Annotated in this window: 10 protein-coding genes; 1 reads left to right on the forward strand and 9 read right to left on the reverse strand. The window is 69.6% G+C overall.

Annotated features, from left to right (window positions below):
* Window positions 1-231: 231 nt before the first annotated feature.
* The 5 genes from ACWFR1_RS14220 to ACWFR1_RS14240 all read right to left on the reverse strand — a co-directional run bounded on the left by ACWFR1_RS14220 (window position 232) and on the right by ACWFR1_RS14240 (window position 8,106).
* The gene (locus ACWFR1_RS14220; protein ID WP_453550436.1) at window positions 232-1,110 is read right to left on the reverse strand and encodes a DUF4436 family protein; all 879 of its coding nucleotides are present in this window, start codon (window positions 1,108-1,110) and stop codon (window positions 232-234) included.
* Between the two features lie 100 nt (window positions 1,111-1,210).
* Window positions 1,211-2,626, reverse strand: a complete 1,416-nt coding sequence (locus ACWFR1_RS14225; protein WP_453550438.1) for an NAD(P)/FAD-dependent oxidoreductase — start codon at window positions 2,624-2,626, stop codon at window positions 1,211-1,213.
* A 139-nt stretch (window positions 2,627-2,765) separates the two neighbouring features.
* The gene (locus ACWFR1_RS14230) at window positions 2,766-4,136 is read right to left on the reverse strand and encodes a flavin monoamine oxidase family protein (RefSeq protein WP_453550440.1); all 1,371 of its coding nucleotides are present in this window, start codon (window positions 4,134-4,136) and stop codon (window positions 2,766-2,768) included.
* Window positions 4,137-4,841: 705 nt separating this feature from the next.
* Window positions 4,842-6,443 carry a serine/threonine-protein kinase gene (locus ACWFR1_RS14235; RefSeq protein WP_453550442.1) on the reverse strand — a complete coding sequence of 534 codons (1,602 nt, stop codon included), beginning with the start codon at window positions 6,441-6,443 and terminating at the stop codon, window positions 4,842-4,844.
* A 277-nt stretch (window positions 6,444-6,720) separates the two neighbouring features.
* Entirely contained in the window at window positions 6,721-8,106 is a 1,386-nt protein-coding gene (locus tag ACWFR1_RS14240) for a flavin monoamine oxidase family protein (protein WP_453550445.1), read from the reverse strand.
* A gap of 487 nt (window positions 8,107-8,593) precedes the next feature.
* On the opposite strand from ACWFR1_RS14240, the gene ACWFR1_RS14245 reads away from it, so the two are divergent.
* The gene (locus ACWFR1_RS14245) at window positions 8,594-9,064 is read left to right on the forward strand and encodes a TetR/AcrR family transcriptional regulator (RefSeq protein ID WP_453550447.1); all 471 of its coding nucleotides are present in this window, start codon (window positions 8,594-8,596) and stop codon (window positions 9,062-9,064) included.
* A 373-nt stretch (window positions 9,065-9,437) separates the two neighbouring features.
* Here the strand turns inward: ACWFR1_RS14245 and ACWFR1_RS14250 are convergent, their stop codons facing one another.
* The 4 genes from ACWFR1_RS14250 to ACWFR1_RS14265 all read right to left on the reverse strand — a co-directional run bounded on the left by ACWFR1_RS14250 (window position 9,438) and on the right by ACWFR1_RS14265 (window position 14,369).
* A complete protein-coding gene (locus ACWFR1_RS14250; RefSeq protein WP_453550450.1) occupies window positions 9,438-10,577 on the reverse strand; it encodes a TetR/AcrR family transcriptional regulator in 1,140 nt (379 codons plus the stop codon).
* Between the two features lie 77 nt (window positions 10,578-10,654).
* The gene (locus ACWFR1_RS14255; RefSeq protein WP_453550453.1) at window positions 10,655-12,229 is read right to left on the reverse strand and encodes an acyl-CoA synthetase; all 1,575 of its coding nucleotides are present in this window, start codon (window positions 12,227-12,229) and stop codon (window positions 10,655-10,657) included.
* Window positions 12,230-12,264: 35 nt separating this feature from the next.
* Window positions 12,265-13,413, reverse strand: a complete 1,149-nt coding sequence (locus ACWFR1_RS14260; RefSeq protein WP_453550455.1) for an acyl-CoA dehydrogenase family protein — start codon at window positions 13,411-13,413, stop codon at window positions 12,265-12,267.
* 128 nt (window positions 13,414-13,541) lie between these two features.
* Entirely contained in the window at window positions 13,542-14,369 is an 828-nt protein-coding gene (locus tag ACWFR1_RS14265) for an SDR family NAD(P)-dependent oxidoreductase (RefSeq protein ID WP_453550458.1), read from the reverse strand.
* Window positions 14,370-14,391 lie beyond the last annotated feature (22 nt).

Below are 14,391 nucleotides of genomic sequence, written 5' to 3' on the forward strand. Positions count from 1 at the left end.
GCCGGTTCGGGGCATGTGGCAGTGGAGGGCCGTGCGGGTCGGCGCCTGCGTGGCCACAGGCAGGGGGCGGCCTGATTCGTGCTCCCGGCTGCTACGGAGCTTGGACGCTGCCGCGGTGGGTGTTTATGGATCGCCGCCGGGTGTCGGTTGTGTTCCGCCGTGCCGTTTCCTTCGTCGAACGGGCGTAAGGGGGCGGCCTCCTGCGCAGGGACATGCCCGCCCCGCCGGCGCTCATGACGCCTCCGGAGACGGCCTCAGTTCCACGGGGGTCCCGCGCAGCACGACGTACCCCACTGAGAAGGCGACGATTGCCTCCGCCCACAGAAACGCCGTGTAGTCCAGCAGGCATCCGATCGGCGGCGTACCCGGTGCCGTGTTGCGGAACGCTGCCAGGGCGAAGAGAGTCGCCGCCATCCAGCCCATCGCCGGCCAGACCAGTCCTCTGCGGGTCCCGCCGATCACGAGTGCGCCGACCGCGACGGCGAGCGCCAGGGTCCACATCACGATGAACATCAGGCTCACCATGGCGAACGTGCCGCGGCTTCGGGCAAGCGTGACGTCGAAGCTGGGCTCCAGCCCGTCGCTTCCCGTGGCGCGCAGTGTGAACAGCGGATCGGCCTCGTCCAGCCTCAGTTCGACCGGCACCGGGCGACCGGCCGCTGTAGCGGAGAAGTAGAGTGAGGTCGTGTAGCGGTCGAACGGATAGTTGGCGAACTCGCCACTGGCCAGTTCCACTACCAGATCATGGGCCCCCATGCGCTGGCCGGCCGGGAACACGAGGGAGCGGCCTGTCAGCCCGGGCGTCATCACCTCGATCTCCCGGGCGGGGGTCTCGCCTCGCGAGGACGCCAGCGCACCGTGCGGCTCCACCCACACCCGCACATCCAGGTCATCCCGGTCCGGGTGCACCCGCTGCACTGAGACCTCGATGGACACCCTGTCCTTTGCGCCCACCGCTCCTGTAACCACAGCCCCCGGCTGGCTCTCGAAATCGGCAGCGAAGGCCGCAAGGCCGATGCCACACGCCACAGCCACAACAAGGACCGCCGCTGCGACCCCTGCCCATACGCGCGCCCGCCCTCCTAGCACCCGCCACCACTCCTTGACCATCGAACCAGTAGATCCAACATCCCCAGCGAAACCAGGTGGAAGACACGGGGAAATAGAGAAGACAGCTATATATCGGACATGGTGCAGGAGTTGGAGAGCCTCAGTTCCGTCCGGCCACTGCGTTCGCGATGCGTGCCAGCGCAGGGGTGCGCCGGCACCCGCCACGCTCGAGAGCGTCGGACAGGTGGTAGGCGGCGTAAAGGCCGTGCACGCCCATCCACCGCAGCGGTTCAGGCTCCCACCTGCGTACGCGGTGCCCCACCCAGGGAAGCGCGGTCAGCTCGGTCTTCTGCCCGAGGACGAGGTCGCGCAGGGTACGGCCGGCCAGGTTGGCGGTGGTCACCCCGCTGCCGACGTAGCCGCCGGCCCACCCCAGGCCCGAGGCACGGTCGAGAGCCACGGTGCTACACCAGTCCCGGGGGACGCCGAGCACGCCCGACCACGCCTGCTCCACCGGCACACCGCGGGCGCCCGGAAACATGCGGTGCAAGATCGTCGTCAGCTGTTCGACGGTCCGGCGGGGGGTCGCCCCCACGACGTCGGTGCGGGAGCCGAACCGGTAGGGCACCCCCCGGCCGCCCAGCGCGATGCGGTCGTCGGCGGTGCGCTGGGCGTACATGTAGGCGTGCGCGAAGTCCCCCAGCACCTCCCGTCCCTCCCAGCCGACCGAGGCCCAGAACGATGTGGACAGTGGTGCGGTGACGATCAGTGAGGAATTCATCGGAAGCCACGATCGGCGCTCGCCCGGCAGGTCGGCGGTGAAGCCCTCGGTACAGCGCAGCACGTAGGCCGCCGACACCGTGCCGCCGTCGGTAACGGCGCGGGCAGGCCGGCCGTCCTCGGCGGGAAGGATGTGCGTCACGGCCGTGTTCTCGTAGATGTCCACGCCCGCACGCCGGGCTGCGGCCGCCAGGCCCCGCACCAGCAGAGCGGGTTGGATCCGGGCCCCATCCGGGTCCCAGCTCGCCCCCAGCACGCCGGGGATCGCGATCCGCTCCGCAGCGTGAGCGGCGTCGAGGCGTTGGACGTGCGTCTGTCCGAATGCGTGCTCGGTGGCCACGAACGCGTTCAGGCGCTCGACCTGGGCAGGGGTGCAGGCGACCTCCAGCACCCCGCCCTTGGTCTGGTGAGCATCGATGCCCTCGGCCTCGCAGACGTGCAGCACTTCGTCGACCGTGTCGTTCATCGCCCGCTGCATCGCGATGGCCCGCTCGGTGCCGTAGCGTTCGGCGAAGACAGACCGGCCCGCGAAACCGTTGTAGAGCCAGCCGCCGTTGCGCCCGGACGCCCCGAATCCGCAGGAGTGGCGTTCCAGCACCGCGACGTGCAGCGAGGGCTGTGCCTTCTTGAGGTAATAGGCCGTCCACAGGCCGGTGTAACCGCCGCCGATGACGGCGACGTCGACGTCCAGCGAACCGCTCAGAGGCCCGGCGGCAGCCGCGGGCAGGGCGTCGTCCAGGCCGGCGGCCGACTCCCAGAAGGAGCGCGATCCCGCGGTAAGCGCGGTCGTGGGCATGGCAAAGGCACCTACATCTCTACGAAAGGGCGGCCGTGCCCTGGATTGGTCCCGGCCGGGCACGGTGCGACGGGGAGAAGGGCGGTGGCGCGGTTGTGGGCTGGCCTCGACCGGCGCCAAGAGCCCACTGGGAATCACGTCAGGCCAGGACTTCCTTGGCGGCGCGGAGACCGGACTGGTATGCGCCGTGTGTGGTGGCGAAGGATGTGCGGCTGGTCGCCTCGCCGGCAAAGTGCACCCTTCCACCGACAGCGGCAGCGAGCTGGTCGCGCATCGCCGGTGTCGAGCCGATGCCGTTGTAGGAGTAGGAGCCCAGTGCGTACGGGTCGGATGCCCACCGGGTGACCTGGTAGTCCGCGGGTGCGGGGACCGCACTGCCGAACATCGTCCTCAAAGTGGCCATGGCGCTGTCGACGATTTGCCCGTCGCTCCAGCCCTCGACCGAGCGGCCGAAGCCGCCGGCGTTGAAGCCGAGGAGGACCGGCTGCCCGTTCGCGCGGGTCACGTTGACCCACTGCGCCCACTGCCCGTACCGGGTTACGGGAGGCACGTAGCCAAGCCAGTCGGTGTTCGGCCAGAAGGTGCGGGGGAAGCGCAGGTAGCACTTGTTGAGCACGCCCATGCCGAGCTTGCCGATGGCGGTGCGCTTGGTGGCGGGCAGGCCGGGACCGAAGGCGACCGCGCCGCTCTGCAAGACGCCCAGCGGCAGGGTGACCACCACATGGTCGGCGGAGAAGGTGCCCTTGTCGGTGGTGACGCTCACTCCGGCGGCATTCCAGTCGACACGCTTGACGATCTGGCCGGTCTGGATCGCCAGCCCACTGGCGAGATGGTCGGTGATCTGGCGGTAGCCCCGAGGGAACACCACGTCGCCGCCCTTGAGGTCGGCGCCGCTGTCGAAGTTCAGTGCCGACATCTGGTCCACGCCGCCGGAGTACTCGTGTTCGTAGTCGTTCAGGCCGTAGCCGAGCAGGGCCTTGTCGGAGTCGGGCAGCGAGGACCATCCGACGGCCTTGTGAACCACCGACCGCAAGGACGCGTCCGTGTCCTGGGTGTCCTGATAGGAGGCAAGGGCGTTTGCCGCCCTGGCCGCCCAGTTGTCGAGCGCCCTGACCTGGGAGGCGGTTGCCGGTGCACCCGAGGGCAGGTAGTAGGTCGTGCTGTCGTTGCTCGACGGCACCGTTCTCGCCTTCGCCTGCGAAGCCAGCGTGGTGATCGGGTTGCCGGTGACGCCGTGGATCCATGACGCCCCCATGTCCGCCGGCGAATCCGACCAGCGCCCGCTGGTCCAGATCCGTCCGCCGATCCTGTCCCGCGCCTCCAGGACCAGGACGTCCTCCCCGCGGTCGGCGAGGTAGCGAGCCGCAGACAGTCCGCTGATGCCGGCACCGATCACGATCACGTCGCGCCGTGCTGCGGAAGCCGCGGCCGGAGCGACCCCGGCGGGGACAGCGCCGGCCGCGGTGCCCACTCCCATCGCGCCCAGGGCGGCCGCAGCGGGCACACCCATGCCCAGTGCCTTCAGAAGACTCCGTCGTTGCAAGGTCATGGCGGTCAACCAATCTGCGATCTGACGCGGGATTCGGTCTCGGACGGATGGGTGCTTGTCGTTCCGGCGCGACGCATGGGGCGACGGGAGTTGAGCACGGGTCTGGCACTCCGCTGCGTCGGCGGCGTCGGCAGCCTCACCACAACGCGCGCGAGGCTGCCCGCTGCGTGCCGCACCGCACACGCAACGCCCCTCCTGCCGCGCAAGCCGCCCGACGCCGCACTGCGGGGGACACAGAACGGGCCGCGGGCAAGGACGACGGGGCAGAGGGACACCACGAGAAGCGCTCTGCACCCCAGGAAGCGGACACATCAAAGAATAGATTGAGGCAGCGATGTGTCAATAGATGCATGGATGTTGAATCTCTGGCTCGCCGTCTGTGCCACGCGAAGATGGGCGCTCACCTTGTCGTCGAGCGTGTCCTAACGCCCCGCCGCCAAGGGCGACGGGGCGATGCCACGGTATGCACGAAGCCGCCTTAGCTGGCAGCAGCAGAGGCTCGTCAACCTGGCTGGTGCTGCACAGGCCGCCCTGATCGCCAGCTGTAAGCCGTTCGCCCCGAATAGAAGGCAGAGTCGAACGCCGAGAAGCGAGAGCCCTCAGAAGGCTTCCGTTAGGAACTGCTGAAGCACACGACGGTTCCCCCTGGTCGTGCGTCGGCCGGGCTCAGGCGGCGCGGCGGTAGTAGGTGATCGAGACCTTCAACGGGGCGTCGTCCGAGGGGGCATTGAGGGTGCGGATGATGGCGATGTCCCGGCCGCCGTAGGCCCGGACGCAGAAGCTGCGGTCGGCGCGCAGGGTGGTGAAGGGCAGGGCCGAGGCGGGCTGGGTGTCGAGGCCGGTGAGGCAGTCGGGGAGGGCGAGGGGGCCGTCCGGTGCGATGTAGGCGGTGCTGTCGTCGGGTACGTAGAACTCGCCGGCTTCGCGGCCCAGGTACCAGGCGGGGGTCTCCTGGCTCACCTTCCCGGTCCTCAGGTCGATCTCGTAGTCGGAGTCGGGGGAGGTGAGTTCGACGTTCGTGTAGGGCACGGTGTAGCCGTGGGTGGTGGCCGGCTGCGGGGTGGACGGGGTAGGGCTGCCGGCCGGTGCGGCGCCGGGGGCGTCTGAGGTGTCCAGGTATCCGGAGTCGATCAGGAGGAAGGCCGCCGTCGCGCCGGCGAGGAGGGCGGCGGTTGTCAGGAGCGCGGTGCGGGTGCCTCGCCGCGCGGGGGTGGTGGCTCTGCGTCTGGCGGGGGCCGGCTGCTGTGGCTGGGGGGTCGCCGGGGTGGGGCGGGCGTGTGCGGTCGGGGCGTCGTCCACCGCGCGGGCCGGGTCGAGGACGGTGGCGGGCGGGGGAGGTGTGTCCGGCAGGTCGGTGTGGCGGTGGAGTTCGCTGCTGACCTGCTGGGGCAGCCAGCCGTCGGAGAAGCGGAGTTCGCCGCCGGTGGCGGGGTGGCTGCGGGCGGCTTCGATCAGCCAGGCGGTGCCGGGCCGGTCCTCGGGGTTCTTGGCCAGGCAGTACCGGACCAGTTCGTGCAGTCCGTACGGGAGGCGGGAGAGGTCGGGTTCCTCGTGCACCGCCCTGTAGAGGGCCGCGTGCTCGGGCCCGTCTCCGAAGGGGGATGTGCCCGAGCCTATATACGCGATGAGGGCGCCCAGGGCGAAGACGTCAGTGGCCGGGGTGGCGGGCAGCCCGAGGGCCTGTTCGGGGGCCATGAAGCCGGGAGAGCCGATGCGCAGGCCGGTGCCCGTGAGGGGGCTGGCGTCGGCGGCGCGGGCGATGCCGAAGTCGATCACGCGGGGGCCGTCGGCGGCGACGAGGACGTTGGCGGGCTTGAGGTCCCGGTGGACGACGCCCGCTGCGTGGATCGCCTGGAGGGCCTCGGCGATGCCGACGAGCAGGAGCAGGACGGTCCGCTCGGGCAGCGGGCCGTGGCGGTGGACGACCTGCTGGAGGGAAGGGCCGGGGACGAAGGCGGTGGCGAGCCAGGGGGTGGCGGCGTCGGTGCCGGCGTCGACCACCTGGGCGGTGTAGAGGCCGTGGATACGCCGCGCGCTGGCGACCTCCTGGGCGAAGCGGTACCGGAACTCGGGGTCTTGGGCGAGCTCGGGCCGGATCACCTTGAGCGCGACCGGTCGCCCGCCCGGGGTGTGGGCCAGGTAGACATGGCCCATGCCGCCCGCGCCGAGCCGCGCGCAGAGGCGGTAGCCGCCGATCTCGCGGGGGTCCTCCAGGGACAACGCCTGGAAGGCCGAAGGCGAGGGGGCGGGGGAGGGCTCTGCGGTCACGCTGGCTCCTTGCGAGTCGAGCAGTTGGAACGGGGTGCGGTAGGGACTGGGTTCTGGCCATTGGCCGGAATCGCACCGGATCGTATCCGGCGAAGATTCCCGGCGGAGAACGGCCCCGGCTCGGACAGACGGTTCCCCAAGACGGCAATGACTCCGCGTGGTTGACCGCCGACGTGCCCAGGAGGCGCTGCACGGCCGCGCCAGTTTGGGCACGCCTCTGTCCCCGCCGTGCGCACGGCGGGGACAGAGGCCGATGGCTTTCCTTGTGTGCGGCTTCTCAGCCGGTGATCTCCTTGGCGGCGCGGATCCCTGAAAGGTAGGCGCCGTGGACGGTCGCGAACGACTTGCGGTGGGTCGCCTCGCCGGCGAAGAACACGCGGTCGCCCACGCCGGCCGCGAGCTGGTCGCGCATGGCCGGCGTGGAGCCGAGCTTGCTGTACGAGTACGCGCCGCGCGCGTACGGGTCGGACGCCCAGCGGCTGATCTGGTGGCCGGTCGGCGCGGGGATGTCAGGGCCGAAGATGGTCCTCAGCGTCTCCATGGCGCTGTCGACGATCTCGGCGTCGTCCCAACTTTCGATCGTGCGGCCGAAGTCGGTGGCGTTGAAGCCGAGCAGTACGGGCTGCCCGTTGACGCGGGTGACGTTGATCCACTGGGCCCACTGCCCGTACTTGTCCAGGGCCGGCACGTAGTTCAGCCAGTCGGTGTCGGGCCAGAACTTCTGGGGGAAGCGCAGGTAGCACTTGTTGAGCAGCCCCATGCCGAGCTTGTCGATGGCGTCGCGCTTGGCCTCGGGCAGGCCGGGACCGAAGGTGACCGCGCCGCTCTGCAGGACGCCCAGGGGCAGCGTCACCACGACTTGGTCGGCCTGGAAGGTGCCCTTGTCGGTGGCGACGCTCACGCCGTCGCCGTTCCAGTCGATGTGCTTGACGACGTGTCCGGTGCGGATGGTCAGCCCGGCCGCGAGGAGGTCGGTGATCTGCCCGTAGCCGTCCGGGAACAGTACGTCGGGGCCGTTGATCTTGGTGTCGCTGTCGAAGTAGAGGGTCGACATCTGGCTCACGCTGCCCGAGTACTCGTGCTCGTAGTCGTTGAGCGCGCTGTTGATCATCGCCTTGTCGCCATCCGGCAGCGTGGACCAGCCCAGCGTGCGCTCGACGACGCCGCGCATCGCCGCGTCCCTGTCCTGGCTGTTCTGGTAGGCGGTCAGGGCGTCGGCGGTCTCGTCCCGCCAGCGTTCGAGCGCCTGGGCCTGGGCGCCTTCGGCCTGACTGCCGTTGGTGAGGTACCCGGTGGTGCTCTCCAGGTCGGTCTCGATCGTCCGCGCCTTGGCCTTCGCGGCCAGCGCGGTGATCGGGTTCTTGTCGGTGCCGTGGATCCAGGACGCGCCGAGGTCGACCGGCGCGCCGTCCCACGCGTCGCTGGTCCAGATCCGGCCGCCGATCCGGTCACGGGCTTCGAGGACCAGGACGTCCTCACCCTGGTCGGCCAGATGACGGGCGGCGGCGAGACCGCTGATCCCGGCGCCGATGACGATCACCCCGGTACGGCCCGCGGGGGCAGCCGCGGTGGCGGCGTCGAGGCCGTCCGCCCGGCAGGCGGACAGCACCGCCAGGCTGGGCAGGCCGAGGCCCACACTCTGCAAGAAGCGTCGACGGTGCATCGTCATGTTCATACCGATCTGCGATCTGACAGGGTCTGTGATGAATCTCGAAGCAGCTGGGCGGGCGGGCCCAGAGCAGCCCGGATCTGGTCCGGTTGAGTGCTGCCCCGTCTGGGGTGCGCATCTCTCGCCGTTCCGCTGTGCGTGGCGTGGACCGATCGGGCGTTCGGGCTGAGTGGATCGGGTGCGGGAGCCTCAGTCCTGGCCGCCTCGGGGGCGGGCTTGCGGCCGCGGCGGGAGCGCGGTGCGCCTGACGGCGGTGGAAGCGGGGGAGAGGCAGCGTGTCACGGCGGTAGCCGCGGAGCGGACAGGGCTTTCGGGCAACGGGTGACACCCCCTTCAGTACAATGGGACTGACGCTTCAAAGCATAGATTGATACATCGGTGTGTCAATAGAGGCAAGGGAGTCTTTTCGGCGATGCGTACGGACGCGACAGATGTGCTGGACTCGGCGATCCCAGTGCTCGCCAAGGACAGAGGGGCGTCGATGCAGACCATCGCAACGCGCGCGGGCATCAGCCGGGCGACCTTGGTCCGCCTGTTCCCCACCCGCCAGCACCTGGTGCAGGCGATGGCCGGGAAGGTCCTGGATGACTGCGAGCGGGTCCTCTCCCGGGCTGAGACCGGTACCGCCTCCATGGAGCAGGCACTGGCCGCGCTGGTGCACGACTACGTCCCGTTCGCTCAGCTGTGGAACCTGGTCTACGTCGAGCCGGACGTCCTGGGCGTGCCCGAGGCGAGCGCCCGGGCCGACGTTGTCTTCGGCCGGACCGTCTCGTTCGTCGAACGCGGCCAGGTGGCGGGCCTGCTGCGCAAGGACATGCCGGCCACCTGGCTGGCCTCGACCTTCTGTGGCCTGGCCGAGACCGCTTGGGAGCTCACCCTTGAAGGCCACATGGGCCCTCGCCAGGCCCCGGACTTCATCACCGCCATCCTGTTGCAGGGCGCGGCCGGCTGACCGCACCGGCTTGTGACAGGAGTGCCGAGGCGGTGAGCTGAGCGGTCGGTCGTCAGCCCGCGACCGGGGGTCCAACAGGTACGGGCTTGTGACTGCACTGAGAAGCGGCTCCGGCGGCAACATCGGCGCTCGGTGGCATGGCCCATTTTGTTCGGGACGACGACGAGCAACGAGCTGAGTGATTGTCTCCGTGGCGCCGCACCTCGGCACGGCTGGTAGGGCGTCCGCTGTCCGTACCTCTCGCTGTCGGCGACCGCAGATCGCCCCGTCGGGGCGCCGGGCGGGTGGACGGGATCTTGGGGAGCATCGCTGGCGTGTGTCAGAACAGGCTGTAGCCACGTGGGTGGGTGTCCGCTCACTCTTCAGGGAGCGGTTACGGGTCGCCGCGTAGTGCGAGAAGGATGCAGCCGAGGTGTTGGACGTTGTCCGTGATGCCAGGCCGGGTGCGCAGGCGGGGGGTTCGGGCGATGTCGTTGACGATGGTGAGTACGGCCTGTACGCGGACGCGCGCCTCGGCCGGGGACATGCTCGGGTGGACAGAGCGCAGGAGGTTCAGCCATTCGTCGATGTAGTCGCGCTGGGTCTGGCGGGTCTGTTGCCGCTCTTCTTCCGGGAGGTGCTCGGTCTCGGTGACGATGAGTGTCACCAGGTGGGGGTGGGCCAGTGCGAACCGGGTGTACTTCAGGACGAGGAGACGCAGGGCGTCCGCATGGTCGTGCGCGCAGGCGAGTACCTCGGCCAGGTCGAGCCACAGCCGTTCGGCGCTGCGGTTCATGGCGGTGGCGAGGATCTCGTGCTTGCTGGAGAAGTGGTTGTAGATGCTCTGCCCGGCGATTCCGACGGCGGCGCCGGTGTCCTCCAAGCTGACGGAGGCGTAGCCGCGTTCGGCGAACAGTGCGGTTGCCGCGCCCAGCAGGCTCTCCCGACGGGAGCGGTGGGAAAGCCTCTGGCCGCCGTCTGGGCGGTCGGCGGCGCGATCACCGAGGTGCGGGAGGTCGGCGGTTGCCACGCACCGCACGAGGTCGGCGATCAGGCTCGCATACTCGGGCGTGGGCATCTCGATGTGCTGGTAGGCGATGCTGGCTGCGATGTCGAGCGTGCTCCATGCGAGAAGTTCCGCGTGGCCCGGGTCCAGGTCCGGCCGCAACGCGGTCAGCTGATCGACGAACAGGCGCCGGGCGGTGCGCAGCTGCTCGCCGAGTTCGCTGTGCTGTTCGGGTGGCAGGTGCCGGGCTTCGCGCTGCCACAGCACGCCGAGCTCGCGACGGGCCAAGGCGGCCTCGGCGAACTCGTCGGCCAACGCGCCCAGGTCGCCCGGTCGCGCGGTGTGCAGCCCGGCCAGGTACGTCTGAAGGGCCTCGGCGACGACCGCATGGAGCAGTTCATGCTTGCCGCTGAAGTGCCGGTACAGCGCCGAGGGGCCGATACCGACCGCCGCGGCGATGTCGCTCATCGCCACGTTGGCGAAGCCGTACCGGGAGAACAGCTCGCGTGCCGCGGCGATGATCAACACCCGGCGGTTGCGGGGCCGAGTGCCTGGGGCTGGAGGTGCTGATGCCTCCGTGTCGAGCGTCACTGTCTCCTCCTCGTTCAAGGGCTGGGCCACATACGCGCAGCGCAGCGGACCTGGCGTTCGTCGTCCGCCCAGTATTTCCGGCGCAGCTCCCGCTTGAGAATCTTGCCCGCCCCCGATGTGGGCAGGGTGTCGACGAAGTCGATGCTGCGCGGCACCTTGTAGCCGGCGATGTGTTCACGGCAGGCATGGCGCAGCTCCGCCTCCGCCGCGGACCGGCCGGGTTTGAGCACCACGACGGCGTGTACGCGCTCGCCGTAGGTCGGGTCGGGCACGCCGATGACCGCGCAGGTCGCCACCGCGGGGTGCTTGGCGAGCGCGTTCTCGACCTCGGTGGAGTACACGTTCTCGCCACCGGAGACGATCATGTCCTTGATCCGGTCGACGATGAAGACGTAGCCGTGTTCGTCCATGTAGCCGCCGTCGCCGGTGTGCATCCAGCCACCGCGCAGGGCCGCCTCGGTGTCCTGCGGCCTGCCCCAGTAGCCGATCATTGCGTTGTCGCCGCGCACGACGATCTCGCCGATCGTTCCGCGGGGAACCTCGGTCTCGTCGGGGCTCACGATGCGTACTTCGCAGTGCGGAGCGCTGCGGCCTGCTGAGCGGAGCAGCTTCGGGTCCTCGTGGTCGGCCGGTGTCAGGGCGGTCGCGATCGGGGAGAGTTCCGTCATGCCGTAGAACTGGGCGAAGCCTGTGGCGGGGAACGCCCGGCGGGCTCGTTCGAGCACGGCCTCCGAGATCGGCGATGCTCCGTAGAAGACCGCGCGGAGGCTGCCGACGTCGTGGCCTGGGAGCTCGGGGGCGTCGATCAGCATCTGGATCATGGTGGGGACCAGCAGGGTGTCGGTGACGCGGTGCCGGGACATCGCCTGGAGCACCCCGGCCGGGGTGAAGGCCGGCACGATCACATGCGTCGAGCCGACCAGCATGCCGCCGACCCAGGCGCCGAGGTCGGCCAGGTGGAACATCGGCGCAGCGTGCAGCAGCCGGCCGCCCGGGCCGACGAAGGCGCCTGTCGCGAGGGAACCCAGAGCGGAGGTCAGCACGTTGTCGTGACTGAGCATCACTCCCTTGGGATGCCCGGTGGTCCCACCCGTGTAGAAGACACCGAACAGCTCGTCACCCCCTCTGCGGGCGTCCTCGACCGGATCGCAGGAGGCGAGCAGGTGCTCGTAGTCCAGGGCCCCCTCGGGGAGCGGTCCGTCACCGATGAAGATCACGGTCGCCAGTTCCGCGAACTGCTCGCGCAGCGCGGGCAGCATGCCCGCGAAAGCGTCGTCGATCAGGAGCACGCGCGTACCGGACTCCCTCAGCGCGTAGACGATCTCGACGACGCTCCACCGGACGTTGATCGGGTTGACCACGGCATCGGCCCACGGCACCGCGAGGAGGTACTCGTGGTAGCAGTCGGAGTTCAAGGCGAGAATGCCCACCCGGTCCCCCGACAGCACGCCGAGCGAGCGCAGGGCGCCGGCGAAGCGGGCCACTCGCTCCGCCGATTCGGCGACCGTCCGGACCTGGTCTCCGTAGATCGTCATCGGCCGTCCAGGATCGTGCTGGAGGGCTCTTCGCAGGGTCTGGGTCACGTGCATCAGGCGCTCCTTTGCTCGGTGATCTGATGAGGCGGCTATCCGAGGTCGAGGGAGCGGCCGATGATCTCCTTCATGATCTCGGTCGTGCCTGCGTAGATGCGGGTGACCCGGCTGTCCTGCCACGCCCGTGCGATCGGGTACTCGATCATGTAGCCGTATCCACCGTGGAGTTGGACGCAGGCGTCCACGACCCTGCCTTGCAGTTCGGTGCACCACCACTTGGCCTTGGCGGCGTCGACGGCGGTCAGCTCGCCCGCGTTGAGCGCGAGGATGCAGCGGTCCAGGTAGTGCTGGGCCACGTCGATCTCGGTCGCGAGCTCGGCGAGCCGGTGCCGGATCACCTGCAGTGATCCGATGGGCTTGCCGAAGGCCTTGCGCTCGCGGACGTATGTGACGGTCCAGTCGAATGCGGCGGTCGCCTGGGCCAGGCCGGACACCGCGACCGAGATCCGTTCCTGCGCGAGGTTCCTGGTCAGGGCGGAGAAGCCCTCGCCTTCGGTGCCGAGCAGGTTGGCCGTCGGCACCCGGGCGCCGGTGAAGGATAGTTCGGCGGTGTCCTGGGCGTGCAGTCCGACCTTTTCGAGCTTGCGGCCGCGTTCGAAGCCCGGGGTGTCGCGTTCGACGACGATCAGGCTCAGGCCGCGGTGCGGATGCTCGCCGGTGCGGACCGCGACGATCACCAGGTCGGAGTTGATGCCGTTGGTGATGAAGGTCTTCGCGCCGTCGATGACGTAGTGGTCGCCGTCGCGGACGGCCTTCGTGCGGATGCCGGACAGGTCGGACCCGGTGCCCGGCTCGGTCATGGCGATCGCGGTGATCAGTTCGCCGGAGGCAATGCCGGGAAGCCAGCGGGCCTTCTGCTCGGCGCTGGTGCACTCGAGGAAGTACGGCAAGCACACGTCGGCGTGCAGCGCGGGACCGAGCACCGCCGGAGAGACCGCCGCGCGGGCACCTTCCTCCTGCAGGATCACGTTGTAGCGGAAGTCGTGGATCCCGGCACCGCCGAACTCCTCGGGCACGGCGATGCCGAGCGCGCCGAGGCGGCCCAGGCCGGTGAAGAGTTGCCGGGGCACGATGCCCGCCTTGTCCCAGTGCTCGTAGTGCGGCACGACCTCCTTGTCGATGAAAGCCCGCACACTGTCCCGGTAAGCCTTGTGCTCGGCTTCAAAAAGGGTACGTTTCATGATCTATCCATCTTTCTCGGGCTATCGGGAGCGGGTACGGACGCAGCTGGGGAATGCGCTGGGCCGGTCGGGGCGGTCGAGCGTGAGGGTGGCGACGCCGTTGCCGAGATCGGCGCGGACCATGGCGGTCAGATCACGAATCCGCCGCCGCAGACCAGGGTCTGCCCGCTGACGTAGTCCGACTCCGGGATGCAGAACAGGTACACCGATCCGGCCGCGTCCGTGGGGGTGCCTGCGCGGCCGAGCGGGATCGAGCGCTCCATCGCGTCCAGCAGGTCGGGGCTGACGCCGACCTTGATCTCCTGACCCTGCACGTCGATCGTCCCGTCACCGGCGGGGGCGTCCGTCAGCCGGGTCCTGATCAGCCCGAACGCGACCGTGTTGACCGTGACGTTGTACCGGCCCCACTCCTTGGCCAGCGTCCTGGTCAGGCCGGTGACGCCCGCCTTGGCGGCGGCGTAGTTGGCCTGTCCCGCGTTGCCGCCGAGCCCGGCGATCGAGGAGATGTTGACGACCTTGCGGCAGGGCACCGGTTCACCCGCCTCGCGGGCCCGCTTCGCCGCCGCGGAGATGAGCGGCTGGGCGGCCCGCAGGATCCGGAACGGAGCCTTGAGGTGGACGCCGAGGATGGCGTCCCACTGTTCGTCGGTCATCTTCTGGATGACGCTGTCCCAGGTGTAGCCGGCGTTGTTGACGATGATGTCGAGTCCGCCGAAGGTCTCGGCGGCCGTCTGCACGAAGCGCTCCGCGAACCCCTTCTTGGTCACGCTGCCCACACAGGCCAATGCCCTGCCTCCGCCGGCCTCGATCGCGGCCACCGTCTCCTTCGCGGGCTCCGCGTCCAGGTCGTTGACCACCACGGCCGCGCCGTCCGAGGCCAGCTTGAGTGCGATCTCGCGGCCGATACCGCGGCCCGAACCGGAGACGATGGCAACCTTGCCGTCGAGCTTTCCCATGTGAGTCGAGTTCCTTCCAGCC

It is taken from the genome of Streptomyces sp. NPDC055103, assembly GCF_053607625.1.

Bases quoted from the DNA above. Each gene is read 5' to 3' on its own strand.
- ACWFR1_RS14220 (WP_453550436.1), bottom strand. From the start codon at position 1,110: ATGGTCAAGGAGTGGTGGCGGGTGCTAGGAGGGCGGGCGCGCGTATGG.
- ACWFR1_RS14225 (WP_453550438.1), bottom strand. From the start codon at position 2,626: ATGCCCACGACCGCGCTTACCGCGGGATCGCGCTCCTTCTGGGAGTCG.
- ACWFR1_RS14230 (WP_453550440.1), bottom strand. From the start codon at position 4,136: ATGGGTGTGCCCGCTGCGGCCGCCCTGGGCGCGATGGGAGTGGGCACC.
- ACWFR1_RS14240 (WP_453550445.1), bottom strand. From the start codon at position 8,106: ATGCACCGTCGACGCTTCTTGCAGAGTGTGGGCCTCGGCCTGCCCAGC.
- ACWFR1_RS14245 (WP_453550447.1), top strand. From the start codon at position 8,594: ATGCAGACCATCGCAACGCGCGCGGGCATCAGCCGGGCGACCTTGGTC.
- ACWFR1_RS14255 (WP_453550453.1), bottom strand. From the start codon at position 12,229: ATGCACGTGACCCAGACCCTGCGAAGAGCCCTCCAGCACGATCCTGGA.
- ACWFR1_RS14260 (WP_453550455.1), bottom strand. From the start codon at position 13,413: ATGAAACGTACCCTTTTTGAAGCCGAGCACAAGGCTTACCGGGACAGT.
- ACWFR1_RS14265 (WP_453550458.1), bottom strand. From the start codon at position 14,369: ATGGGAAAGCTCGACGGCAAGGTTGCCATCGTCTCCGGTTCGGGCCGC.